This is a genomic window from Chitinophaga eiseniae, from assembly GCF_900167135.1.
Classification (GTDB): domain Bacteria; phylum Bacteroidota; class Bacteroidia; order Chitinophagales; family Chitinophagaceae; genus Chitinophaga; species Chitinophaga eiseniae.
The window spans coordinates 745,842-770,512 of sequence record NZ_FUWZ01000003.1 but is presented as its reverse complement, the minus strand read 5'-3'; the positions used below and the strand labels follow the sequence as shown (position 1 = coordinate 770,512).

The 24,671-nt window shown below is 52.2% G+C and carries 20 protein-coding genes; 14 read left to right on the top strand and 6 right to left on the bottom strand.

Going from position 1 to position 24,671, the window contains the following annotated elements:
• Positions 1–25: 25 nt before the first annotated feature.
• Entirely contained in the window at positions 26–1,081 is a 1,056-nt protein-coding gene (locus tag B5D63_RS22110) for an SO2930 family diheme c-type cytochrome (RefSeq protein ID WP_078671009.1), read from the top strand.
• Between the two features lie 99 nt (positions 1,082–1,180).
• On the opposite strand, the gene B5D63_RS22105 is transcribed toward B5D63_RS22110, so the two are convergent.
• Both B5D63_RS22105 and B5D63_RS22100 read right to left on the bottom strand, forming a co-directional pair.
• Complete coding sequence (locus B5D63_RS22105) at positions 1,181–1,858, bottom strand: LytR/AlgR family response regulator transcription factor (RefSeq protein ID WP_078671008.1); 678 nt, start codon at positions 1,856–1,858, stop codon at positions 1,181–1,183.
• Positions 1,855–2,946 (bottom strand): sensor histidine kinase, encoded by a 1,092-nt coding sequence (locus B5D63_RS22100; RefSeq protein ID WP_078671007.1) that lies wholly within the window; start codon positions 2,944–2,946, stop codon positions 1,855–1,857. Before B5D63_RS22100 ends, B5D63_RS22105 begins: the two co-directional genes overlap by 4 nt.
• A 175-nt stretch (positions 2,947–3,121) precedes the next feature.
• Between B5D63_RS22100 and B5D63_RS22095 the strand changes: the two genes are divergently transcribed.
• The 9 genes from B5D63_RS22095 to B5D63_RS22050 all read left to right on the top strand — a co-directional run bounded on the left by B5D63_RS22095 (position 3,122) and on the right by B5D63_RS22050 (position 18,470).
• The gene (locus B5D63_RS22095) at positions 3,122–4,330 is read left to right on the top strand and encodes an erythromycin esterase family protein (RefSeq protein WP_078671006.1); all 1,209 of its coding nucleotides are present in this window, start codon (positions 3,122–3,124) and stop codon (positions 4,328–4,330) included.
• 221 nt (positions 4,331–4,551) lie between these two features.
• Positions 4,552–5,139, top strand: coding sequence for an RNA polymerase sigma factor (locus tag B5D63_RS22090; protein ID WP_159456114.1), 588 nt, complete (start codon positions 4,552–4,554; stop codon positions 5,137–5,139).
• Between the two features lie 132 nt (positions 5,140–5,271).
• Positions 5,272–6,477 (top strand): FecR family protein, encoded by a 1,206-nt coding sequence (locus B5D63_RS22085; protein ID WP_078671004.1) that lies wholly within the window; start codon positions 5,272–5,274, stop codon positions 6,475–6,477.
• Positions 6,478–6,725: 248 nt separating this feature from the next.
• A complete protein-coding gene (locus B5D63_RS22080) occupies positions 6,726–10,049 on the top strand; it encodes a TonB-dependent receptor (protein WP_159456113.1) in 3,324 nt (1,107 codons plus the stop codon).
• Between the two features lie 18 nt (positions 10,050–10,067).
• Complete coding sequence (locus B5D63_RS22075) at positions 10,068–11,702, top strand: RagB/SusD family nutrient uptake outer membrane protein (protein WP_078671002.1); 1,635 nt, start codon at positions 10,068–10,070, stop codon at positions 11,700–11,702.
• Between the two features lies 1 nt (position 11,703).
• Positions 11,704–13,236, top strand: a complete 1,533-nt coding sequence (locus B5D63_RS22070; RefSeq protein WP_078671001.1) for a sulfatase family protein — start codon at positions 11,704–11,706, stop codon at positions 13,234–13,236.
• Positions 13,237–13,248: 12 nt separating this feature from the next.
• Positions 13,249–14,787, top strand: a complete 1,539-nt coding sequence (locus B5D63_RS22065; RefSeq protein ID WP_078671000.1) for a sulfatase-like hydrolase/transferase — start codon at positions 13,249–13,251, stop codon at positions 14,785–14,787.
• A gap of 265 nt (positions 14,788–15,052) precedes the next feature.
• Positions 15,053–15,880, top strand: coding sequence for an NAD(P)H-binding protein (locus B5D63_RS22055; protein WP_078670998.1), 828 nt, complete (start codon positions 15,053–15,055; stop codon positions 15,878–15,880).
• Between the two features lie 184 nt (positions 15,881–16,064).
• Positions 16,065–18,470 carry a TonB-dependent receptor gene (locus tag B5D63_RS22050; RefSeq protein WP_235021613.1) on the top strand — a complete coding sequence of 802 codons (2,406 nt, stop codon included), beginning with the start codon at positions 16,065–16,067 and terminating at the stop codon, positions 18,468–18,470.
• Between the two features lie 66 nt (positions 18,471–18,536).
• Here B5D63_RS22050 and B5D63_RS22045 read toward each other — a convergent pair whose 3' ends face one another.
• Both B5D63_RS22045 and B5D63_RS22040 read right to left on the bottom strand, forming a co-directional pair.
• Positions 18,537–19,511, bottom strand: a complete 975-nt coding sequence (locus tag B5D63_RS22045) for a DUF6268 family outer membrane beta-barrel protein (RefSeq protein WP_078670996.1) — start codon at positions 19,509–19,511, stop codon at positions 18,537–18,539.
• 54 nt (positions 19,512–19,565) lie between these two features.
• Positions 19,566–20,027 carry a hypothetical protein gene (locus B5D63_RS22040; RefSeq protein ID WP_078670995.1) on the bottom strand — a complete coding sequence of 154 codons (462 nt, stop codon included), beginning with the start codon at positions 20,025–20,027 and terminating at the stop codon, positions 19,566–19,568.
• A gap of 34 nt (positions 20,028–20,061) precedes the next feature.
• Here B5D63_RS22040 and B5D63_RS22035 point away from each other — a divergent pair, with 34 nt between their 5' ends.
• The 4 genes from B5D63_RS22035 (at position 20,062) to B5D63_RS22020 (ending at position 23,699) form a co-directional block, all read left to right on the top strand.
• Entirely contained in the window at positions 20,062–20,973 is a 912-nt protein-coding gene (locus B5D63_RS22035; protein ID WP_078670994.1) for a DUF6528 family protein, read from the top strand.
• A gap of 113 nt (positions 20,974–21,086) precedes the next feature.
• Entirely contained in the window at positions 21,087–22,415 is a 1,329-nt protein-coding gene (locus B5D63_RS22030; RefSeq protein ID WP_078671357.1) for a DEAD/DEAH box helicase, read from the top strand.
• Positions 22,416–22,476: 61 nt separating this feature from the next.
• Positions 22,477–22,806 carry a HipA N-terminal domain-containing protein gene (locus B5D63_RS22025; protein WP_078670993.1) on the top strand — a complete coding sequence of 110 codons (330 nt, stop codon included), beginning with the start codon at positions 22,477–22,479 and terminating at the stop codon, positions 22,804–22,806.
• 2 nt (positions 22,807–22,808) lie between these two features.
• A complete protein-coding gene (locus tag B5D63_RS22020) occupies positions 22,809–23,699 on the top strand; it encodes a HipA domain-containing protein (RefSeq protein WP_078670992.1) in 891 nt (296 codons plus the stop codon).
• A gap of 6 nt (positions 23,700–23,705) precedes the next feature.
• Here the strand turns inward: B5D63_RS22020 and B5D63_RS22015 are convergent, their stop codons facing one another.
• On the bottom strand, positions 23,706–24,044 hold the full coding sequence (locus B5D63_RS22015) for a hypothetical protein (protein WP_078670991.1): 339 nt from the start codon (positions 24,042–24,044) through the stop codon (positions 23,706–23,708).
• Between the two features lie 9 nt (positions 24,045–24,053).
• On the bottom strand, positions 24,054–24,641 hold the full coding sequence (locus B5D63_RS22010; RefSeq protein ID WP_078670990.1) for a TetR/AcrR family transcriptional regulator: 588 nt from the start codon (positions 24,639–24,641) through the stop codon (positions 24,054–24,056).
• Positions 24,642–24,671 lie beyond the last annotated feature (30 nt).

Genomic DNA, 24,671 nt, shown 5'->3' with positions numbered 1-24,671 from the left:
TTTTTTTTGTTTAATTTTTAGCGAGATGAGGAAGCCTTGTTTGCTGTTACTGATGTTTGTTTTTTTGCTGGCGTGGTTCAACAGCTGCCAGCAGCAACCTGCCCGGCAGGACAACGCCGGCTTTCAGTTTAGAGAAAAACTGTCTGACTACGGATTTTTTGCCGGCGATCTGAAAACACTGACGCCCCGCAAAGGCGTAGTGCGTTATGACCTGTCAACGCCGCTGTTTACCGACTACGCGGTGAAAGACCGCTTTGTGGTACTGCCGGAAGGCAAAGCGGCACAATACACGGCCCAGGGGCCGCTGGACTTCCCGGACTCCACGTTCATCATTAAAAACTTCGCCTACACCAGCCCGGAACACAAAAAGGTGATGATAGAAACCCGCCTGTTGTTCAAAGATCCGGCAGATAAAAACTGGAAGGTGATGAACTACCTCTGGAACGATCAGCAGACCGAAGCCGTAAAATGGATACTGGGCAAAAAGATACCCATCACCCTGCTGGACGACAGCGGAGAAAAAATCTCCACCGTATACCAGATGCCCAATACCAACGATTGTAAACGTTGCCATATCAACAACAGCGTACTGACGCCCATCGGTCCCAAAGCGCGCAACCTCAATTTCACACTGGCAGGACAAACCTCCGGCCAGCTGCAGCAATGGGCCTCCGCCGGCATGTTGCAAGGCCTGCCCGCAGCAGACGTTCCGCAACTGCCGGATTGGAAAGACAGCGTGCATTATACGGTCAACGAACGCGCACGGGCCTACCTCGATGTCAACTGCGCCCACTGCCACACCAAAGGCGGCGATGCATTTAATACGGGCCTGTTCCTGGAATACGAACAGAACGGCAGTGACCACCTCGGTATCATGAAACAACCCGTATCCGCCGGCGGCGGCGCAGGAGGACTCAACTACGACGTCATCCCCGGCGACCCGCTGCACTCCATCCTGGTGCACCGCATGAACAGCGCCGAACCAGGTACCGCCATGCCGGAGCTGGCCCGCACCGTGATCCATAAGGAAGGCGTAGCCCTCATCAGGCAATGGGTGGCGCAGATGCCGCTGATCGATTAAAAAAAGAATTCGCCATAAAATAAAAGGCAGCTGTACATTGTAATTCCCCCCACCAAAGTATCCAACTTTCTCGGGGCATTACAACGTACGGCTACCTTTTTATACTTTGAATTTTCGGAGCAGCTGCTCCCTGTAAGACTGGCTGACCGGCACCGTCTGCGTTTTGGAAAGATACACCGTGTCTTTTTTTATAGCAATGATCTTCTTCACCGGAACAATATACGACTTATGTACCCGTACAAAGTCCCCGGCCGGTAGCTGCTCTTCCAGCGCCTTGAGTGTACAGCGCTGAAGGATATACCTGTCTTCCAGGTAGATTTTCATATAATCGCCTACCGCTTCTATATACCGGATGTCGTCATGGTAGATTTTTTCCGTACTGCGGTTATTGTCTATGAAGAAATAACTGCGGACAGGACCACTTTCCTTTGTTGTTTTTATTTTGGAGATAGCCTTTAGAAACCGCTCGTAGGAATAAGGCTTCAGCAGGTAATCTACCGCATTCAGTTCAAAACCATCCAGCGCATACTCCTGGTAAGCTGTCGTGAAGATCACCTGTGGCGGATGTTCCAGGTTTTTCAGGAAAGTAAGGCCACTCACCAAAGGCATTTGTATATCTAAAAAAAGCAGGTCTACGGAATACGTTTCCAGCATGGCGATAGCTTCCATGGCATTGCGGCAATGACCTAAAATAGCGATACGGCCGCACCGCATTACATATTCTTCCAGGATTTCGTGAGCAATAGGCTCGTCATCTACAATCAGGCAGTGTATCATGAGGCAGTCAGGTCAATTGATAAATATACTTTGTGCGTACCATTCCCTACATCAATCTTTAAAATGTGTTTGCCGGGATAATACAGCGCCAGCCTCGCTTTCACGTTTTCGATACCCACACCGCCGCTGTGCGGAAGGGGAGTGGGGTGGACATGTACGTCATTGGCAATTTCAAAATATAGCTTTTTATCCTTTAAAACGATGGTAGTATTTATCCGGGCGCTTTCCCGGAAATGATGCGCGCCGTGTTTGATGGAGTTCTCGATGAAAGGCAGCAGCAGGAGGGGGGCTACCATCGTCGTATCGTCCACGCCTTCGGCGGAAAACTGTATTTGCACATTTCCCAGGCGCCGGTCTTCTATAGCGAAGTAACTTTCTATAAAGGCTACTTCTTTTTCGAGCAACACCTTCTCTGCATTGCTTTCGTATAGGATATAACGCATAGCGTCGGACATCTGCAGAATGAAGTCCGGCGCTTCTTTTTTCCCCAGTAACGTCATGCCATAAACACTGTTGAGGGTGTTAAACAGGAAATGCGGGTTGATGGTCGCCCGCAGCGAGTCTATTTTCAATTGGTAGTTCTGACGCTCCATCTGCCAGCGCCGGTATTCGCTTTCTATGGCATAACGCCAGAAAGCAATAGAACTGAACGCCACCAGGTCGGGGACCAGGATATCAAAAGACCACCCCTTCCAATAGGCCATCCGCCGGGCGTTTACGGTGAACTCTGCTGTATAGAATTGTTGCAGTCCGCCGTTGCCGGCTATTTGCATGAAAATCCGGCTGACGAGGTAGTTATTGGGGATAGAGAGTATAAAAACAAAAAAGATGATAACCGGAAACAGCAGCCAGTATTTTTTATGCTGCAGCAGCCAGGGAACTGCCAGCCGGTAGTATAACAACCAGTATAAAGAGGAAGCGATGGCGTACAGCACAATAGCCGGATGCGGAAATAAGCCGGTCGCCTGGCCCGTTTCCGGCATGTTAAGATACCAGGCGTATTTATAGGCGCCGGCATATAACAGCCAGATGGTCAGCTCGTAGATCAGTGAAAGTTTACGTCTGTTGGTAGCCTCCTGCGGTTTCATATGCTGTAAATCTATTCAAAATAGAGGCATGTAATACATTTTGCGATGAAATGCCCTCCTTTTGCGATGAAATGGAAGGCCACCTTTTTGATCGGAAAAAACAGGCCATTGAAAGCATAAAGTTGCCGACGGCAGCGGCGGGAAATAGTTTTGTATCCACGCTAAATACAAAAATATGAACCGATTGATCAGCTTATTTATCTTCCTGCTACTCTCCGCCCGGCTGTGGGCACAGCCTGATATCCGGCCATTGAAAATAAAAGACGGTCGTCTCCCGGTAGCGCAGCTGCACCCCCTGGTGCAGGAAATGGCGAAGTACAACATCGTAGGGTTGGGAGAGGGCACCCACGGCACCAAAGAATGGAACGACACCAGGATCGCTATCATCAAAGAACTGGTAGAGAAGAAAGGATTCCGCATCCTTTGTTTTGAGAACGCTTTCGGCGACAGCTATTATTTCAATCAGTGGCTGAATACCGGCAAGCCGGTGAGGGAAGGCATGAAACAATACCTGATAGCGCTCTGGCAAACCCGGGAGCTGGAAGCACTTTTCGAATGGGTACGGAAGTTTAACCAGCAACACGCCGACAAAATAACGTTCGCCGGGATGGATTTTAACTACCTCGCCGGCACGGCAGCCATGCTACGAGCGGAGGCAAAACCGCTGCAACACCCGTTGCTGGTACAATGGACGGAGAACCTTTACAGGACGGCACAGACGTTTGACTCCATCTGGAACTGCCAAATGAAAGACGTCAGCCAGAAGGACTTTATGGCGGTCATTACCAGCGGCCGTACGCAAATACACCAGATAGACAGCCTGGTAAAAGCAGACCGGCTACCGGCCACGGAAACCTTTCAGCGTGCGCTGCTGAACGGCTTTTGCTGGACTACCGGGGAAGCCAACCGGGACAGCGGCATGGCGAATATGGCGGTTGATATAGCCCACGACGGTAAAATGATCGTATGGGCGCACGCCGTTCACCTGGCGCTCCAATCGCCGTTCAACGATCATGCGGTAGGCGGCTGCGGAGGATATATCAAAAAGAAAGTGCCGGCTTATTATGTGCTGGGCTCCGGAATGTCTGCCGGCACCTACGGCGGAACAGCGGACCGCTTCGATACCAAACGGAATGTGATGAAAGCCTATGCTTTGCCCGCTGTTACCACCCCCAGCTGGGACAGTCTGTTCCATCAGCAGGCGCTCCCGGCGCTTTATATCGATCTGCACAGGATACCCGCCGATACTGCGCTACGGCCTTTACGGCTCATTGGCTATGGGCCGCCGGAGTCCATCTCTTACAGCGATCCTGTTCGGTTGACGGATTTGTTCGACGGGTATATTTTTCTGAAACATACCAGTGCCCCCGCTTATCTGCCCTGAAATTTAAAAAAAATCTAGTTTGATGTGTGGTCCGTTCCGGAGAGGTTTTCTCCGGGACGGATCGTTTTTTTGCGACCGGCGGGCCACCGCCCCGGGACCAGTATGAGACAGCGTTTTTTCCCTGGCAACAAAAAAATCGTTGTTTCTGCGGACTCCTTATGATTCTTTGCTGTCAACTCCTTAGTTTTACGGGGAACAATGATCGAAGCTACATGAGCAGCATGCCATCAGAAACTGTCATATGTGAGCGCTTGGCGGCGGGAGACGGGGATGCATTTACCTGGCTGTACGAACATTATCAACCAAAACTGTTCCTTTTTGTCTTTCCGCTGACGGGTTTTTCCAGGCAGGACACCGACGAGGTGGTCCAGGATATTTTTGTAAAACTGTGGTTAAGAAAAGAAACACTGGTAACAGTGCAGTCGCTGCAGGCCTATCTTTTTATGATGGCCAAAAACCGGCTGTACGACCTCCGCATGGCCGCCGCCCGGCAGTTGAAAGCCCGGGACGTGCTGGCGCAGCAACAGGAGGACGCCCATACGGACGTACAGGAAAAAGTGCAGTTCAACGAATACCACGAAATAGCCCGTAAGGCTATCGCCAGGCTTACGCCGCAGCGGCGCCGTATCTTCCTGCTCCGCAACGAAAGCGGCCTTTCGCTCGATGACATCGCCACGGAGCTCCATATCTCCAAATTCGCCGTAAAAAAACAATTGTATGAAGCGGTAAGGGATGTAAAGACCTACCTGAAAAAACATGCCGGCCTCGATGCAGCACTGCTGGCCCTCATTTTCACCTCCCTGAAATAGCCCCTTCAGCAACAGGAAGTCATAGAGGCAACTATTAGCCCTCATTTTTACCTCCTGAAATCCCCCCAAAAAAATATATTTTTTTACAGGTGTCCTTTCCGGATTCCGGGCAGTCTTATTAGTAATAGCATTATGGAACAGGAACAAATAACAGCCTTACTGGAGAAATTTGCCGCCGGCAGTGCGCTGACGGAACAGGAGCAACAGGCCTGGACAACATATATCACCTCCTTGCGGGAGGAGCAGTACCGCGCGCTGATGGACCGTTACGAACAGATGGTGCTGCTGGCGCCGTCTGTCCCGGAGCCGGACCAGCAGTTGCTGGCACAGGTGCGGGAGAAAATAGCCGCACTGGAAACGGAACCCCGGCCGGTGGTGCGCTGGTTGCGCTACGCCGCGGCAGCTGCCGTGCTGGTGGGCGTGTTCTCCACCGGATGGTATTTTCTGAATAACCGCCACAAATCGACGGATGCCGTTGAACAGGCGGACCAGCTGGCCCGGCAGGATATTGCCCCGGGCGGCAACAAAGCGGTGCTCACGCTGGCCAACGGCCGCACCGTGGTGCTGGACGATGCGGCCAACGGCACCATCGGTCAGCAGGGCGCTGTAAAAGTCATCAAACTCAATAACGGTCAGTTGGCCTACGCCGGCGCCGGAACGGCAGCCGACGGAAAGGTATTATATAACACCATCGCCACGCCCCGCGGCGGCCAGTACCAGGTGGTACTGCCCGACGGTAGTAAAGTGTGGCTCAATGCCGCGTCCTCCCTGCGCTTCCCGGTCAGCTTCCGGGAAGACAGCCGCGAAGTGGAGCTCAGCGGAGAAGCGTATTTTGAAATTACCGGCATCACTGCACCCTCAAAAAACGGGGGCATGCATAAACGCCCTTTCCGTGTGAAAACAGGGGATATGGCCGTGGAGGTGCTGGGCACGCACTTCAATATTGCTGGTTATAGCGATGAACACGCTATCCGGACCACCCTCACGGAAGGTTCGGTGAAACTGGTAAAAGGTAGCATCAATACCGTGATCCGCCCCGGCGATCAGGGCATCCTGGACAACAACGCGGCCGCCTTTAAAGTGGTGCCTGCCAACGTAGAAGAAGTGCTGGCCTGGAAAAACGGGTATTTTCTTTTTGATAAGGCAGATATACAAACCGTTATGCGGCAGGTAGCCCGCTGGTACGATGTGGAGGTGGCCTACGAAGGCACGCCCACCGCCCGGGAGTTCGTAGGTACCATCAGCCGGCAGGAGCCTTTGTCGAAAGTATTGCGCCTGCTGGAGTTAAGTCATGTGCACTTTAAAGTGGAAGGAAGGAAAATTATTGTAGTCTCTTAAATAAAAAACATCAACCAAACCGGCAGTTATGAACAAAAGTCCGTGAACAATGAACTGCCCGGAAAAATAAAAAACCAGGAGCGCTTGGACCCGCCCCTGGTGGATTATTGCCGGGAGATTATCAACCAATGTTTCCGCTAAGATCAATTGATTATTTAATTCCCTAACACAACAAATGTATGCATTCCCTTCGTTATGCAAAAGCTTCGCCACCAAAGGGGCTTTTAGTCAGTAAAAGTCTGCTTATTATGAAATTGACCGCACTGTTACTGCTGGTGGCCTTTTTACAGGTAAATGCCACCGGCTATTCCCAGTCCATCAGCCTCTCGGGAAAGAAGATGCCGCTGGACAAAGTCTTCAGGGCCATCGAACACCAAAGCAATTACCGGTTCTTTTACGATTACCGGGAGCTGAAAACATCATCGCCCATTGACGCCGATTTCCGCAAAGCCACACTGCAGGAAGTGCTGGCGGCTGTCCTGAAAGGCCAGCCCTTTACCTTCACGATCGAAGATAAAATGATCGTCGTCTCCCGGAAACCGGAACCTCCGGCCGCTCCTGTACTGACGGCAGTAGTGCCCGCCGATATCCACGGTACGGTGAAGGATGAACAGGGCAATCCCATCCCCGGCGTATCCGTGGGCGTAGTGGGCACCGCCCGCGGCACCATCACCGACGCTAAAGGCGCTTTTGTGCTCAGGGCCACCGCCGGTGAAACGCTGAAATTCAGCATCCTCGGCTACAAACCCTATACTGTCCAGGTAGGGACAGACAACACGCTCAACGTGGTGCTGCATCCCGAAGCCAGCGCTATCAGCGAAGTGGTGGTGGTAGGTTACGGCACCCAGAAAAAATCACAACTCATCGGATCGGTATCGCAGATCAACGCGGAGAAAGTCAACAACCGGACCGTGCCGCAGCTGTCCAACGCCCTCACCGGCCAGATGCCCGGCGTAACCGTGATACAACGCTCCGGCAGGCCCGGCGCCGCCGGCGGCGAAATACAGGTGCGCGGCGTAGGCTCCTTCGGCGCAGGGCCCGGCGCCCTCATCCTGGTGGACGGTATGCCCGTCAACTCTTTCAACGATGTAAATCCCAACGACGTGGAGGCGGTGTCTGTGCTGAAAGATGCGTCTTCCGCCGCCATCTATGGCGCCCGCGCGGCCAACGGCGTCATACTCATCACCACCAAATCCGGCAGCGCTACCGGTAAACTGAAAGTGAACTATAACGGTTACGTAGGTACGCAGAAGCCGACGGCGCTGCCGCAATCGGTGAACTCATGGGAGTTTGCACAGGCCATGAACGAAGCGGTGCCCGGGTCCTACTCAGAAGCAGAGATACAGCAGTTTAAAGACGGCAGCAATCCGGATAACTATCCCAACTCCAATTTCTATAAAGACTTCTTTAAACCATACGGTATCCAGACAGGGCACAACATCTCCCTGGCCAATGGCAACCAGATCAGCCAGTACCAGCTGTCTTTCGGCTATATCCGGCAGAACGGCATCGTGGCACGTAATAGCTACGACCGCTATAATGTGCGCCTGAACCTGCTCACCAATATTACCCGTAAGCTGAAGCTCACCACCCGTATCGCCTCTTCGTTGTCCACCACCAACGAACCGGCGCCACCGGCAACGCTGGACTTTAGCAACATGCTCGACATGATCGGCCAGGTAGTACGCTATTCCCCGATATATCCTATCCGCATGAGCAATGGCGACTGGGGCGTGGGCATCAACGGCAAAGGCACCCCCGTGTCCAACCTGGAAAGTGAATCTTTCTACAAGGAAAAAGGAATAGACCTGAACGGTAACCTGCGGCTGGACTGGAACGTGGTGGAAGGACTGAAGCTCTCTGCGGTTGGCGGCGGGTATATCAACTACGGCGATAACAAACGTTTCCTCGCCACACAATATCTCAATAATATTACCACATTGGGACCGTCTACCTTAACGCAGGGCAACCGCAATTCCAACTATAAAACCATGCAGGCGCTGGCGGAATACAATAAACGGTTCGATAAACACAGCTTTACCGTGCTGGGTGGTTACTCTTTTGAAGAGTTTGTGATCGACTCCGTGAGCGCTTTCCGCAGAAACTTCCCGGGCAACACGCTGACGTCTATTAATCTCGGGTCAGCCGAGGGGCAGACCAACGACGGCGGCGCCGCTTCCTGGGCATTGTCGTCTTTCTTTGGCCGCTTGCAATACAACTTCAACAGTAAATATTTTGCAGAAGGCGTGCTGCGCTATGATGGCTCTTCCCGTTTCCCTGCCACAAAAAAATACGCGTTCTTCCCCGCTATGGCGCTCGGCTGGCGGATCTCCGAAGAACCCTTTATGAAGGACAATGTAAAGTGGGTGGACGAGCTGAAAATAAAAGCCTCCCGTGGTACGCTGGGCAACCAGAACATCGCTAACTACGGCTGGCAGAATATCATGAACACCGGCACAAAATACAACTATAGCTTCGGTGACCAGGTGGCTACCGGCGTAACGCTGGTAGACCTCGCAGATCCTACGCTCCGCTGGGAGTCTACCCGCTCCACTGATTTGGGCTTAGACTTCACACTGTGGCGTGGATTGCTCACCGGCAGCGCTACCTACTTCGATAAATATACATATGACATTCTCGTTAGCCCCGGCGGCAGCGTGTCCAGGGTGCTGGGCTTTAACGTGGGGCTTAAAAATTCAGGTAAACTAAAAAATACTGGTTGGGAGTTTACGCTGGGCCACCGTAACACTGTGGGCAAGTTCAGCTATAACATAGACGGTAATTTCAGCATTATCAATAACAAAATACTGGATGTGGGCGTAGGAAATGTGCTGCAGCCGAACGGACTGGTGGGGAATGCGAATAGTGCCTTGTTTATTGGTTATCCGGTGAATGCCTATTATGGGTATGTAGCCGACGGACTGTTTGTAGATGCCAATGAAGGCGCTTCCTGGGCCGACCAGTCCGCACTGGGCTCCCAGAAAAAACCGGGTGATATCCGCTACAAAGATATCAGCGGCCCCAATGGAAAACCGGATGGTAAGATCACCCCGGCTTATGACCGTGTGGTGCTGGGCAGCCGTATCCCGCGTTATACTTTCGGGCTTAATCTCGGCGGCAAGTACCGCAATTTTGATCTCAATGTGTTGATGCAGGGCGTGGCAGATGTGAAAGGTTATCTGGAAGGCTACGCCGGTATTGCGCTGAACAATACCGCTACCGTACAACGCTGGCAGTTCGACGAACGCTGGACGCCGGAAAACCCTGACCGCAACGCCAAATACCCACGCATGGAACTGGTGCCTAACACCGGTACAGGTAATACGGTACAGTCTTCCTACTGGATGCTGAACGGTTCCTATGTCCGTATTAAAAACATCCAGTTGGGCTACAGCCTGCCACCCGCCGCTACCCGCCGTATTGGTATCGACGGGCTGCGGGTAAGCCTGGCGGCAGAAAATTTATTTACGTTCAGCCGTTACCGTAAAGGATGGGACCCGGAAGTCAATACCGGTGGCGCCTACTATCCCATTCTGCGTAACTACACCCTGGGCGTAAACGTTAGTTTCTAATCTTCAAACGACTGAAAAATGCGAGTACCTTACAGATATATAATAGCCGCCTGCCTCTTGTTGCTACTGGGCAGCGGGTGCAGCAAAAAGCTGGATAAAGCGCCCCTGTCGCAGTTCTCCAACGAGAACTTCTGGAAATCCGAGGGCGACGCCATGCTGGCGCTGGCGGCAGTTTACCGTGGCAATATCGCCGGTGGCACAGAATTCACACTGTCCGACTGGTGGTCTTATGTAGGCATCGTCTTCCTCGATATGTCTACAGATAATCTCTACGACAGGAGAGGCGATAACTCCGACGTGAACAAACTGACGAGTGGCGGGCTCACAGCCACCAACTCCCAGATCACCAACTACTGGAGCGGCGGCTATACCCGCATCGCCCGTTGTAACTACTTCCTGGAGAATGTAAACAGGGTGCCGGCATCTCCCGATAAAATCAAAAGGATGACGGCGGAAGTCCGCTTTATCAGGGCTGCTACCTATTTTTATCTCTCCCAGTATTTCGGCGGCGTGCCCCTCGCCACCAAAACCATGACGGTAGATGAAGCCAATACCATCAAAAAAGCGACGAAACAGCAGGTGGTTGATTTTGTGATGACAGAACTGACGGCCGCCGCCGCAGACCTGCCCAGGTATAAAGACCTTTCTGCGTCCGAGAGAGGCCGCGCCAGCAAACAGGCTGCACTCGCTTTTTTGGGCCGACTGCAACTGGCAGAGAAAAAATACAGTGACGCCGCTACCACCTACAAAACCATCATTGACTACAATGACAATATCATCGACGCTAACTACAAAAGCCTTTTCGATGGTACCAACGAAACCAGCAAAGAACTGATCTTCGCCATCCAGTATGTGCCTAACCTGGTGCCCAACGGGATGCTGCAGCATTTCTTCCCGGCTATCAACAGCGGGTGGCACCTGATGAACCCATTGGGCAGCCTCGTGGAGAGCTATGAGTTTAAAGATGGAACACCTTTTTCGTTTACTGATCCCCGTTATAACCCGAATGACGTCGGTGAAAACAGGGACCCGCGGCTGATGTACACCGTACTCTATAACATGCAGGTATTTAACGGCCGTACATATGTTTCTCATCCGGATTCCACCAAGTCTGTCGATCAGCTGACGCTCACCCGCCAGGCTACCCGTACGGGCTACTGTATCCGTAAGTACCTGCCCGACAATTTCTCAGGCGACTTACAGAACTCCGGCATCGATATGCCGGTGGTCCGTTATGCGGAAATACTGCTCAGCTACCTCGAAGCGAAGCTGGAAGCCGGCGGCCCTGTCGATCAGGCATTGCTGGACGCTACCATCAACCAGGTAAGAGGCCGCGCCTCCGTGGCAATGCCGAAAGTGACCACCGTTGACCCGGTAGCGCTGCGGACCATCCTGCACCGCGAACGCAGAAACGAGCTGGCCTGTGAAGGCATACGCTACTGGGACCTGCTGCGCTGGGGCACTATCGCACAGGTGCTGAACGGAGATTTTTATGGCGCGCCATTTCCTGGTGCCGTAAATTTGCGCAAGAAAGGTTCCTCCGTGGACCGCTATAGCCGCTGGTTTGTAACGACCAAGGCTTTCCGCGCCGGTACCGATGAAAAGTGGCCCGTGCCGCAAAGTGAACAGGACATAAACCCTAATCTGAGATAACATGCATTACGTGAAAAAATTATTGTTTACCGCCGTCCTCACGGGCGTGGCCCATGCGGCGGTAATAGGTCAGCAGAAAGGACAACAGCCCAATGTGATCATCATCTATGCAGATGATCTGGGTTACGGGGATATCAGCTGTAATGGCGCTACCCGCGTGAAAACGCCGCATATCGACCGGCTGGCGTCGGAAGGTATCCGCTTCACGAACGGTCATGCTACCGCAGCTACGTGTACACCTTCCCGTTATTCCATCCTCACCGGTGAATACGCCTGGCGTAAAAAAGGGACGAACATACTTCCCGGCAATGCGTCGCTGATCGTACCCACCGACCGCACCACGCTGGGCAACGTGTTCCAGCGCGCCGGCTACAGCACGGCCTGCATCGGCAAATGGCACCTCGGCATCGGCGCGCAGGGAGAACCCGACTGGAACGGGGAACTGAAGCCCGGCCCGCTGGAGACAGGCTTCGATTACGCCTTTTTCTTCCCCGCCACGGCCGACAGGGTGCCTACCGTATATGTGGAAAACCACCGCGTGGTGGCCCTCGATCCGAAAGATACCATACAGGTCAACTACCATCAGAAAATAGGAAATGAACCTACCGGCAAAGAAAATCCGGAACTGCTGAAAATGCACTCCACGCCGGGGCAAGGCCACAATCAGACGATCGTCAACGGCATCGGCCGCATCGGCTGGATGACCGGCGGACAACGCGCCCGCTGGACAGACGAGTCGCTGGCAGGCGATTTTGTCAACCAGGCGCAGCTCTTTATCGAAGAACACCACCGCAAACCGTTCTTCCTCTATCTCTCGCTCAGCGATATCCACGTGCCCCGTATGCCGGGCACCCGCTTCAAAGGAAAGAGTGAAATGGGCTATCGCGGCGATGTGATCATGCAGCTGGACTGGTCTGTAGGAGAGATCATGAAAACGCTCAACTACCTCGGCATCGCTAAAAGCACCATCGTTATTTTCAGCAGCGACAACGGCCCTGTGCTGGATGACGGCTACATCGACGGCGCCGTGGCCCAACAGAGCGGCCACCAGCCCGCCGGCGCCATGCGCGGTGGTAAATACAGCATCCTCGAAGGCGGTACCCGCGTGCCTTTTATCCTTAGCTGGCCCGGTACCGTGAAACCCGGCGTTTCCGGCGCTCTGGTAAACCAGGTCGATCTCCTGGCATCTTTTGCCGCCATGCTCCGTCAGCCGCTGAAGGAAAATGAAGCGCCCGACAGCTGGAACATACTGGGCACATTGCTTGGAAAATCACAAGCGGGCCGCAGCAGCATGGTGGAACAGGCCGGCACGCTGGCGCTGGTGAAAGGCGACTGGAAGTATATCGTGCCACAGCGTGGCCCCAAACTGCTGAAAGACGTGAACATCGAATCCGGGCTGGACACCATCCCGCAGCTATACAACCTGAAGGCCGACCTGGGAGAAAAGAACAACGTAGCGGCCGCCCATCCTGAAATGGTGAAAGAAATGGCCACCATGCTGGAAACTATTAAGACCAGTGGCCGCAGCCGCTAAAATATACCGGCCATGAAAAAGTATTTGTTATGCCTGAGCGCTTTCCTCATTGCTGCCGCCGTAAAAGCACAGCAGGGGAAAGCACCCCGGCCCAATGTTATCTTCATCTACACCGACGATATGGGACGTGGTATGCTGTCCGACTACGGACAACAGATCGTACAAACACCCAACATCGATCGGCTGGCGCGTGGGGGCATGCGCTTTGACAATATCTACGGCAGCATGTACTGCGCGCCCGCCAGGGCCAGTATGCTCACCGGTTACAGTGATGTGCGGAAAGGGAAATTCACACTCAACCGCGCAGGGATCTACATTAATTACCTGCAGGGTAAACTCACGCTGCCGGAAGTGGATGAACGCCTCGCACCCTTTGAGCAGTCGGAACATCCGGGCATGGTGCTGCCGCAGGTATTTAAGAAAGCCGGTTATGTGACCGGTGAAATCGGTAAACTGGAATGGGGCTTCGCCACGTCGCGCCGGCAGATGGCAGCCCACGGGTGGGACTACTACTACGGTTATCTCGATCACCGCATGTGCCACGGTTTCTATCCAATGGTAATGTTTGAAAACGGCGAACCGGTGCACATCGCCGGCAACACACGGCCGGACTCATATCCTGACAGCGCCGCTTTGCGGAACGGAAAAGACAAACCGCAATATGCAGAGCACCTGTTCATGGACAAAGCACGCCGCTTTATCGTCAGCAACAAAGACAAACCTTTTTTCCTGTATTATCCTACCAACCTGCCGCACGGACCAGTGTCCGTACCGGCCATCGATCCGGTGTTTGCCGGTAATCCGCAACTGACCGAACGGCAGAAGATGTATGCTACTATGGTGAAAATGGTGGATGACAACGTAGGGACCTTCGTGCGCCTGGTGGATTCGCTGGGCCTGAGCAAAAATACGCTGATCATCTTCGGGTCAGATAACGGTCACTGGTTGTACTATGAAGGCAGACAAGCGCGGTATGACAATATCACCACCCGGCTCTATAGCGATGACGGGGTGGATATTTTCAATGGTAACAACGGACTGGCTGGCATTAAGGAAACCAACTGGGAAGGCGGTGTAAGGGTACCGTTTATTTGTTACTGGCCGGGAAAAGTGCCGGCAGGTGTGGTCAACCGTGACCTCGTGGCCAATTACGACCTGTTGAGCACCATGGCGGACCTGCTGCAGGTGCAGGTGCCCGACCGGAAGGATGGCCGTTCTTACCTGCCGTCGCTGTTGGGAAAGAAGTCCGCCACGCGTGATAAAGTAGTGTTCTCTTCGTTCATGGGGCCGGCGCTGGTGACCCGCGACGGCTGGAAGTTACGCACCTACCTGCTGGATAATAAAAATATTTTTCAGCTATACCATCTGCCCACAGATTATAGGGAGATGAAAGATCTGTCCGCTCAGTATCCCCAAAAGGTGGACTCGCTCAAACGGGAGCTGACAAAGGCGTGCGACGGGCAATTACAGAACGGTATATTTTATTTCTCCCGGCTGCCGGCTACGGAGTTCTTTCACGCAGAGCGCGCAGAGGTTTTACAAAATAAGTAAGATCGCAAAGGAGCGAAGATCAACATTTATTTTCACGCAAAGGCGCTAAGCAGCAAAGAGCGCAAAGCATTAATAAGAATTATAAGAAAGCAAAGGAGCGGAGATCAAATTTTGATCTCCGCTCCTTTGCTTTCTCTGCTCGCTTATATGATCTTTGCGCTCTTTGCTGCTTAGCGCCTTTGCGTGAAAAAGATCCCCGTGTCGGTTTTGTTCTATTTTCCCCACTGGCGGCGTGCTAGTTTTGACATATAAAAACAAACAAACCATGAAAACAGCACCCGTTTTAATATTAGGAGGTACCGGTAAAACCGGCAAAAGAGTTGCCCAATTGTTAGCCGAAAAAAACTGGCCTTTCCGGATAGGCTCCCGTTCCGGTTCTCCGGCTTTTGACTGGGAAGATCCCGCCACCTGGCGTGCTGCGCTGGAAGGTGTTGCCGCAGTGTACATCAGCTATTACCCTGACCTCGCCGTACCGGGAGCCACAGACGCTATCCGCACGCTCACACAGCTGGCAAAGGACAGTGGGGTGAAGCGACTGGTACTGTTGTCCGGCCGCGGCGAAAAAGAAGCCGAAGCCTGTGAAGAGATCGTGAGCAACGCCGGTATGGAATGGACGGTCCTGCGCTGCGCCTGGTTCAGCCAGAACTTCAGCGAGGGTTATCTGCTGGAACCTTTACAGGCGGGATTTGTAGCCCTTCCTGCCGGTCACGTGCGCGAGCCCTTTATTGATACCGACGACATCGCAGAGGTGGCGGTAGCAGCACTGACAGAAGAGGGACACAACGGAGAGCTGTACGAGCTTACCGGTCCCCGGCTGATGACTTTCGCAGAAGCGGTGGCGGAAGTGGCTGATGCCACCGGGCAACCGATACAGTATCAGGAAGTGAGCGCCGATGAATATGCCGGTATGCTGAAAGAGTACGGTCTTCCCGATGATCATATCTGGCTGGTGAACTACCTTTTCTCCGAAGTGCTCGACGGGCGTAATGAAAGCCTGGCGGACGGGGTACAACGCGCACTTAAAAGAACTCCCCGCGATTTTAAAGCCTATGCCCAGGCGACTGCCGCATCGGGAATTTGGGCCCGGCAATAATCAAACCCGGAAAAATGCCAGGGATTTGTCGGGATTCCTGGTGTTTTTATTATGTATATATGATTGGTTATCAATATTATTAACTTATCCAGCCGTAGATTTTCCGCTTTGCGTAAATCCTTTTCCCGATTCGCCGGGTATATGAACCGGCCCCGGCGTTTCTTTGCGCAAAATTTATTGAGCGTTGAAAAAATTATACTTCTCTGTTGGTTTTGTTTTGATGAGCCTCGCTGCCATGGCACAAAACGGGGTTATCAAAGGTAAAATCAATACGGCCGACGGCGAACCGGCTGCTTTCGTGACCATTGGACTGAAAGACACCAAAAGAGGCACTATATCTAATGAAGACGGTACTTTCACCGTTAAAAACGTGAAGCCGGGCGTATATACGCTCGTGATATCCTGCACTGGTTGCGAACCTATCCAAAAAACAGTTACCGTAGCACCGGACCAGTCTGTGGAGATCCACCTGGACCTTGCCAATACCGCCAGTCAGCTGAATGAAGTAGTGGTAGATGGTACCCGCACCCGGACTATCAACCGCAAACCGGTATCCATCGGCAAACTGCCGGTACCGGTGATGGACCTGCCCCAGAGCGTGGCCATTATTGGCCAGGAAGTGTTGGCTGACCAGCAGGCGCAACGCCTCAGCGATGTGGTGAAAAACGTGAACGGCGTTTATATGGCTTCCCAGCGCGCCGGTACACAGGAAACTTTCAACGCCCGCGGTTACGGCTTCTCCAGCACCAATATGTTTAAAAACGGCACCCGCGTCAATTCCGGCGCTATGCCCGAAATGAGCTCCCTCGAAAGAGTGGAAATTCTCAAAGGCAGCGCAGCCATCCTGTATGGTAACGTAGCTCCCGGCGCCGTGATGAACATGGTCACCAAACAACCTAAATTTAATTTTGGTGGTGAGGTAAGCGTGAGAGCCGGCAGCTATGGACTGCTGAAACCAGCGTTCGACGTATATGGCCCCATCTCCTCCAAAATCGCTTACCGTGTGAATGGTACCTTCGAAACGGCAGACAGCTATCGCGACCAGGTACATTCCAAAAGATATTATGTGAATCCGTCCCTGTTGTTCAAGCTGAGCGACCGTACCGAGTTGCTGGTACAGGGCGATTACCTGAAGCACGACTTTACACCGGATTTTGGTCTGGGTTCCATCGGCGATACGCTGATCAACAAAGCACCTCGTAATACTTTCTATGGCGCGCCCTGGCAGTATGCCCACACACAACAGGCAACTGCTTCCGCCAACATCAAACATAAATTCAACGAAAACTGGTCCATCAATGGTCTGATATCTTATTCAAAGTATGACCGCGATTACTATTCCATTGAAAGAATCCAGGCTAAATCATCCGGAGACTGGGATAGACCGGCAGGTAGAAATGCCACCAACGAGGATTATTATGCTGCACAAGTTGACCTGACCGGAAAATTCAAAACAGGTTCCGTGGAACATACGGTACTGGCGGGCGTAGACGCTGACCGTTATTTGACCGGGACTTATGGTTATGGACTTGCATTACCTAAAGTAGGTAGCAACTATATTTACGACAAATTGAATGTGCTGGAGCCGAACAAATATACTTTGCGTACGGATCGTCCAGACGACACCCTGCTGACTGTCAATAATGTACCTATTAACAGGGTGGGTGCCTATATCCAGGATCTGGTAAGTATCTCTGAAAAGCTGAAGGTGCTGGCAGGTGTCCGTGTGTCCTACCTTCAGAGCGAAATGCCGGTGGCCTATAATTTTGCAAATGGAAGTAAAACATTCACTGCTACAAAAGGTAAATATGACAACGCTGTATCTCCGCGTTTTGGCATTGTGTATAAACCCATTGCCACCACTGCTTTGTTTGCCAGCTACTCTACTTCCTTTACACCCAATACCGGCCAGGATATTTACGGGCAGCCGCTGAAGCCTTCTGTCATTAATCAATATGAAGTAGGTGTGAAAAATGATTTCTTTAAAGGGTTGTTATCTGTGAACGTAACAGCTTACCGCATCCGCAATAATAACTACGCACAAACTGCTCCATTCCTGGCAGATGGTAAAGAAAATAATGTTACGAGCATCAAAGCCCTGATAGGCGAAACACTCAGCCAGGGCGTGGAAGTGGATATTGCCGGTCATCCGTTACCAGGACTGGATGTTATTGGTGGCTACAGCTACAACAGTATGACGGTGGAAAATACACCTAACACCAAAGGTTCTGTGATTCCCGGACAGCGTTTGGTTGGTAATCCTAATCATACTGCCAATGCCAGCGTATTCTATACCTTTCAGCAGTCAGCCGTAAAAGGCCTGAAAGTGGGCGCTGGTTTCTACTATATTGGTCAGCGTTATGCCGGCTGGAACAATACTGTGGGGCAGACACAGACGTTTAACCGTATGATTTCCGTACCGGGTTACAGCACCCTGGACCTCAGCGCTGGTTATTCCTTCAAACGTTTTGCAGTAATGGGTAAAGTGTCTAACGTTACCAACACTTATAGCTACTACGTTCACGAGAACTACAGTATCAATCCGATTCCGCCTACCCAGTTTGTGGGCACTGTTTCCTATAAATTCTAATGGATACTTTTTATAGCTTGCAAAGAGGCTGTCCCGGGGGGCAGCCTCTTTTTTTATCCTTGCAGATTAAAACCGGCATCTGATGCCTGCGCTGATATAGAGGTTGGTCGCCAGCCGGTGTTCGGGGCGGGTAGAGAAGATGTCCGATATCTTTTTATCCCTGAATGTCACGGAACGTAATAATACCGTACCACCTGCGAGATTGAAGTCGATTTTTTTGCTGAGGTGCAGCGTGTTCTCCAGTCCGAGGCTCATTTCCTGGTAGCCCATCAGGCGTTTACCGTCTTTTCTGTTTTCCACGTCATAGGCGCCACCGTTGAAGCGGAAAGCGAGCGCCAGGTCGTCGTATTTGCTGAGGGAGCTGCTCACGCTGAGTTTTTCGGGGAAGTTGATATCTACGCGGAAGCGGTTGCCTGTGCGCCACTGTACCAGCAGGGCTGGCAGCACCATGGGCGCGCCGAAACTGTTGGTAAGGGCGGCGCCCACACCGAGATTGAGTTTGCGGTTGATTTTTCGGACGAAGATCACGCCGCCGGTAATAAAAACATCTTCGTAGGTGATTTTCTCCATATCGGTGTATAGTCCTACAGACAGTATCCCCATGAGGCTCCATTTGGGATTGAGCGAACGCATATGTTGCAGCGCTATTTCCCCGCCAAACAGCTCTTTGGGGAAAATATCCTCTTCATAATCTTTATTGGAAAAGCGGGTGTAGCTGCCCATGACGCCGAGGTTCCAGATGCGTGTTTTGCCGGTAACGGTATCAATTTTCTGCGACAGCAGAAAGCCGGCGCCCATGGAGAAGCGGCGTTGTGCGCTGGTGGCGGGCATTTTAAGAGAATCTTCCGGACGGATATAATGACTGGAAGGCTGATAATCGGCATTGATCGCAATGCCGGGGCCGGTGAGGCTGCTGGCGCCCAGCTGCGCTTTGACTGCGCCGGACAACAGTAGAAGGCCCGGCAGCAGCCAGTATGCAGGTTTATGATAAGCCGGTTTTTTAGTAAGCCGTGATTGTAAGCAGGAAAGTAGGTGTGCCATATCGAAAAAAATATTCAGTTTCGATATCGACACCTTACTTATCTTCTACCCCTATTACTTGCAGGAAATTTTTGAAAGCGGCTCCACATCAAATTTGAGTGCGGCGTCATTATCGGTGAAAACAGGGATGCCTTCCGGGTTGATGCTGTCAGGCACGGCTTCATAGGCTTTGTCATCCTGCAGTTTGAATACTACCGGGCGCGTGCTTTGTATGCCTTCGCTCATAAAAGCATACTGCGCATGGATAATATTATTGCGGATGCTGCCGCTGATGGTACCGGTATTTTTGTCTTTTTCAAAATAACGGTAGCTAAGATCGCCGCTGATGCTGGTGTCCTGGATGTGCAGCTGCAGTAACACGCTGTCTTTACCGTTGGTCTTCAGAAAACAGCCGTCGCTGCTGCCGCTGGTCACGTCTGTTTTTAAACTGTCAGTATTTTTATTAGCTTGGCTGCCCGATTGGCTGCAGGAGGTCACCACGGCGGCCAGTAACAAAAAGAGAGGAAGTGTTTTCATAAAATTTAACGTTTGAAAAATTAAAAATAACCAAATGACCAAATTTCTGAGGATTTTATGCCTGTTATTTTTTTTACGGGGGATGTGTGCCGCCGCGTCCGATAAGGCTGTTAACAGTTGTCAGCGTTGCCTTGTGCTGGCTGAACAGGCGGAGCATCGTATAGCCATTGCAGATGTCACTTCGGGGAAAATCATCTGGGAGTGGAAGCCTGCACTGTGCGGCGTGTTGCCGGAGCATGTGAAATGGTTCAATAATCCCAGCGAAGCCAAGGCTGTTTATAAAGGAAAATATATCCTGATGACTGCTTCGGGCGGTGGTGTGGCGCTGGTCCGTATCGCCGATAAAAAGACAGTGTTCTATGGCTACGCAGGCGGCAATACCCATTCTGCGGCCATTCTGCCGGATGGCAATATCGTCAGCGCTTCCAGCACGGGCAATTACCTGATGCTGTTTAAGACAGATACCACGGGATATAATGCCAATGGCTATACGAAAAAGATACCGGTGGCATTCGGGCATAATGTGGTATGGGATGCTGTGCTTAAGCGGCTCTGGACGGCGGCCATGGACAGCATGATCGTATATCGTTACAATAACGACCAGGCCGCCCCTGACCTGGTGCGCGATACCGTTTTGGGATTGCCGGGCACGGAGGCGCATGACCTGTACCCGGAATATGGCACCCATCGCTTATGGCTGACCAATACTACCCACGTGTTCCGTTTTGACGTCAATACCCGGCAATTGTCGCCCGCGCCGGTGATACAGAAAAACATCAAGAGCGTATCTTCCGGCCCGGCAGGCTATCCGGTAATCGTCTGTAAGCCCAAAGTGTCCTGGTGGACGGACGAGGTGCTGGACGCGCGGGGGAACCGCGTATTTATGCAGCCGGGGCTTAAAATCTACAAAGCCCGCTGGGTGTTGGACGACCCTTTCAGTGAATAGTGCCGGCTCCAGGGATTTTAAGATGTCGTCAAACCTCCGTTATTGGATGTCCCTTTCAGTGAATAGTACCGGTAAAGCGGGCCCCAATTTTTATTTTCGTACTTTTGCCGCAAATGCAAAAAGCAACATACTCATTAGGAAATATTCTTTCCAATCTCAAGATCGACGCGCTCAACGAAATGCAGGAGGCATCGGTAGCGGCCAACCAGCAACCGCAGGACGTTATCCTGTTGTCTGCCACCGGCTCCGGTAAAACCCTCGCTTTCCTGTTGCCCGTGCTCGACCGGCTGAACCCCGACCTGAAGAAAACACAGGCCATGATCGTAGTGCCCTCCCGTGAGCTGGCATTACAGATAGAAAAAGTGTTTAAACTGATGGGCACCGGCCACAAAATCACCGCCACTTATGGCGGCCACCTCCGGGAAACAGAGGAAAACAACCTGGTACAGCCGCCAGCCCTCATTGTAGGCACTCCCGGCCGTATCGGCGATCATATCCGCAGAGGCAATATCACTACCGATACCATCCAGACGCTGGTGCTCGACGAGTTCGATAAAAGCCTGGAGCTGGGCTTCCAGGAAGAAATGGTCTTTATCATCGAGTCGCTGCCGAATGTCAACAAAAGGATACTCACCTCCGCTACCGAAGCGGTGGAGATCCCCGACTTCGTTCAGCTGAACGAGCCGCAGAAGCTGAACTTCCTGCCGGAAGACGGCATCCCCCAGGCCCGCCTGGCCTACAAACAGGTGCTGTCGCCGGAAAATGATAAGGTAGATACTCTTTTCCGCCTGATCTGCCACCTCGGCAACCGTTCCACCATCGTGTTCTGCAACCACCGCGATGCGGTGGAGCGCACCAGCACTATGCTGAGCGAAAAAGGCATCCTTAACGAATTCTACCATGGAGCGATGGAACAACGGGACCGTGACGCCGCTCTGTGCAAGTTCCGTAATGGCACTGTCAATGTGCTCGTAACCACCGACCTGGCCGCCCGCGGACTGGATATTCCCAATATCCGGTATATCATCCACTTCCATCTGCCGCATACGGAAGATAGCTGGACGCACCGCAACGGCCGTACCGCCAGAATGGAAGCCAGCGGCACCGCCATCGTCATCCTGGCCCCGGATGAGAAACTGATGTCTTATGTCACCGAAGAGATAGAAACCATCGAACTGCCGGAGACGGCTGTTTTGCCGCAGAAGCCCAAATGGACGACGTTGTACATCTCCGCAGGGAAAAAAGACAAGGTCAATAAAATCGATATCGTCGGTTTTCTCACCAAAAAAGGCATGTTGAAGAAAGAAGATGTGGGACTGATAGAGGTGAAGGACTTCTTCTCTTTTGTAGCCATCGTGAAATCCAAAGCCTCTCATACTTTGCAGCTCATTAAAGACGAGCGGATAAAGAACAAGAAAGTGAAGATAGAAGTCGCAAAGTAAAGACAATAGTAAGAGGCCGGAAGTGATTCCGGCCTTTTTTATCCCTGTAAAAACAAGATAGATGTATACCTCAGGAAATGTCTATTATAACCGGCAGTTGGCAGGTGTGATCGCAGCTACCACCAACGGCTATACCTTTACCTATGACGCTGCCTATCTCCGTCATCCGCAGGCCTTACCCGTCAGCCTCACCCTGCCGCTCACGGAAGGAGCTTATTTCAGCCAGCAACTGTTCCCTTTCTTTGATGGGCTGATCCCGGAAGGATGGCTGCTGGATATAGCGGCCAAACGCTGGGGCCTGAAAACGTATGACCGCTTTGCCCTGTTACTGCATACCTGTCAGGACGCTATTGGCGCTGTCAGCATTATTCCTCATTCCTCTATGTCCTGACGATGGCCAACTGTTGTTTTTGTTATCAGCCTGCAGGCACGGAAGCCTGGCATCCACAATGCTGCGAAACGTTTTTCGGTCAGCCGCAGGTACCTGTAAACTTACCCGGACAAGGAGGATGGGAGCAGGCCGCAGCAGAAGTGATCGCACAGCGTATTGCGGTAACCGGCGTACAGCCCAAATTACCGCTGGTGTCCGGCGATCTGCAATACCAGTATATCTTCAAACCGCAGCACCCGCATTTTCCGGCAATGCCTGAAAATGAAGACCTGACCATGCATCTGGCCACTTTGTTCGGTATCGATGTGTGCCGGCACGCACTGGTGACAGCGGCGGATGGAAGCTGGGTGTACCTGGCCGCCAGGATGGACCGGAACGGTGACCAGCAGCTGCATATGGAAGATTGCTGCCAGCTGGCGGAACAACCGGCTGACAAAAAATATCACGGGTCCTATGAAAAAATCGGCCGGCTGCTGGCCAAACATTGCACGGACCCGGCCACAGACCTGAAACGGTTCTTTGAGCTGGTTTTATTCTCCTACCTGACCGGCAATAGCGATATGCATCTGAAAAATTTCTCTGTACTGCACCAGCAACATACCATTACACTGGCGCCCGCCTACGATCTGCTGAATATCCACCTGATCAACCCGGCGGACACGGAAGAACTGGGCCTGACGCTGAATGCCCGCAAACGTAAGATCAGGCTGTCAGATTTTGTACTGCTGGCAGAACGGCTGGGCATTCCCGCCGCCACGAGAGACGGTATATTTCATCAGTTTACAGTACTGGACCACCGGGTAGCAGCTTGGGTCAACGCCTCTTTCCTGAAGGCCGATGATAAAGAAAACTACCTGCGGATCTGGGAACGGCAGCAGAAAATTCTCTCATAAGTGCTTCTACTCGTAGCGGTGCGTTACCTCAATCAGCCCCACGATATTGTTGTTCATGGCTTCGAGGTCTTCAGCAGGTATCCATAATTCATCATGGATAACGCCGCCTACATTCTGCACGGGATAAGCTTTCAGAAAGTCGGTATCAACGGCAAACCGGGTCACATATCCTTTGCCATAGGCCGGCACGTTCCATTCGGTGGTGATCTGAACGGCATAGGCTTCATTCATGACAGGGTAGAAGATAGGTTGCTCCGGCAGCCTGGGCGGAAACCGTTTCCAGCCGGATTGTTCGATCAGCAGCAGTTCTGCTTCGCCCACAGGGCGGTATAACGTCGTTGTCATGGGGGGAAACTATTTTTTCAATGCTATGATGGTCCGCTCAAATGTTTGTTTCAACAGCGCTTCGCTCAGTTTGAACGGTTTACCGGCGATAGAGCTGTTATGCAGGTGGAAATTGACAAGCGTATAAAAAGGGCCGTAGGCCAGCGCCCAGTATACTTCCGTGGGCAACTCCACTATCTGCTGACGGCGTACGGCGTTGGCGTTGAACTTTACCATCGCCTGTTTAAAATCATCTTTCCCGACAGCGGGATGCAGGATCAGCGGCGAATTGCGGAACTGCTCTGTAAACTGATAGTGTAGCGGATACTGCCGGATGTAACGGTAACGGTTACTCCATTGCAGCCACAGACCGGCCTCGAAGTCCATGTCGGGGTCGAAATTCAGTAAGGTTTCACGGACAAACACGGTCATCACATCGATATACAGCTGGTTCAACAGGTCTTCCCTGTTTTTGAAATAGATATATATGGTAGACACCGAGATGTCTACCGCTTTGGCCAGCTTGTGCATACTGAGGCCATCGAAACCTTCACGGACGATCATTTCGATGGCCTTTTCCCTGATAAGGGCTGCTTTTTGCTCGTCTTTTACACGCATAACACGGTAAAGATAAAGCGAATAATTGTT

Bases quoted from the DNA above. Each gene is read 5' to 3' on its own strand.
- B5D63_RS22065 (WP_078671000.1), top strand. From the start codon at position 13,249: ATGAAAAAGTATTTGTTATGCCTGAGCGCTTTCCTCATTGCTGCCGCC.
- B5D63_RS22020 (WP_078670992.1), top strand. From the start codon at position 22,809: ATGGCCAACTGTTGTTTTTGTTATCAGCCTGCAGGCACGGAAGCCTGG.
- B5D63_RS22080 (WP_159456113.1), top strand. From the start codon at position 6,726: ATGAAATTGACCGCACTGTTACTGCTGGTGGCCTTTTTACAGGTAAAT.
- B5D63_RS22010 (WP_078670990.1), bottom strand. From the start codon at position 24,641: ATGCGTGTAAAAGACGAGCAAAAAGCAGCCCTTATCAGGGAAAAGGCC.
- B5D63_RS22095 (WP_078671006.1), top strand. From the start codon at position 3,122: ATGAACCGATTGATCAGCTTATTTATCTTCCTGCTACTCTCCGCCCGG.
- B5D63_RS22090 (WP_159456114.1), top strand. From the start codon at position 4,552: ATGCCATCAGAAACTGTCATATGTGAGCGCTTGGCGGCGGGAGACGGG.
- B5D63_RS22040 (WP_078670995.1), bottom strand. From the start codon at position 20,027: ATGAAAACACTTCCTCTCTTTTTGTTACTGGCCGCCGTGGTGACCTCC.
- B5D63_RS22110 (WP_078671009.1), top strand. From the start codon at position 26: ATGAGGAAGCCTTGTTTGCTGTTACTGATGTTTGTTTTTTTGCTGGCG.
- B5D63_RS22025 (WP_078670993.1), top strand. From the start codon at position 22,477: ATGTATACCTCAGGAAATGTCTATTATAACCGGCAGTTGGCAGGTGTG.
- B5D63_RS22085 (WP_078671004.1), top strand. From the start codon at position 5,272: ATGGAACAGGAACAAATAACAGCCTTACTGGAGAAATTTGCCGCCGGC.
- B5D63_RS22030 (WP_078671357.1), top strand. From the start codon at position 21,087: ATGCAAAAAGCAACATACTCATTAGGAAATATTCTTTCCAATCTCAAG.
- B5D63_RS22100 (WP_078671007.1), bottom strand. From the start codon at position 2,946: ATGAAACCGCAGGAGGCTACCAACAGACGTAAACTTTCACTGATCTAC.
- B5D63_RS22035 (WP_078670994.1), top strand. From the start codon at position 20,062: ATGACCAAATTTCTGAGGATTTTATGCCTGTTATTTTTTTTACGGGGG.
- B5D63_RS22015 (WP_078670991.1), bottom strand. From the start codon at position 24,044: ATGACAACGACGTTATACCGCCCTGTGGGCGAAGCAGAACTGCTGCTG.
- B5D63_RS22075 (WP_078671002.1), top strand. From the start codon at position 10,068: ATGCGAGTACCTTACAGATATATAATAGCCGCCTGCCTCTTGTTGCTA.
- B5D63_RS22055 (WP_078670998.1), top strand. From the start codon at position 15,053: ATGAAAACAGCACCCGTTTTAATATTAGGAGGTACCGGTAAAACCGGC.
- B5D63_RS22105 (WP_078671008.1), bottom strand. From the start codon at position 1,858: ATGATACACTGCCTGATTGTAGATGACGAGCCTATTGCTCACGAAATC.
- B5D63_RS22070 (WP_078671001.1), top strand. From the start codon at position 11,704: ATGCATTACGTGAAAAAATTATTGTTTACCGCCGTCCTCACGGGCGTG.
- B5D63_RS22045 (WP_078670996.1), bottom strand. From the start codon at position 19,511: ATGGCACACCTACTTTCCTGCTTACAATCACGGCTTACTAAAAAACCG.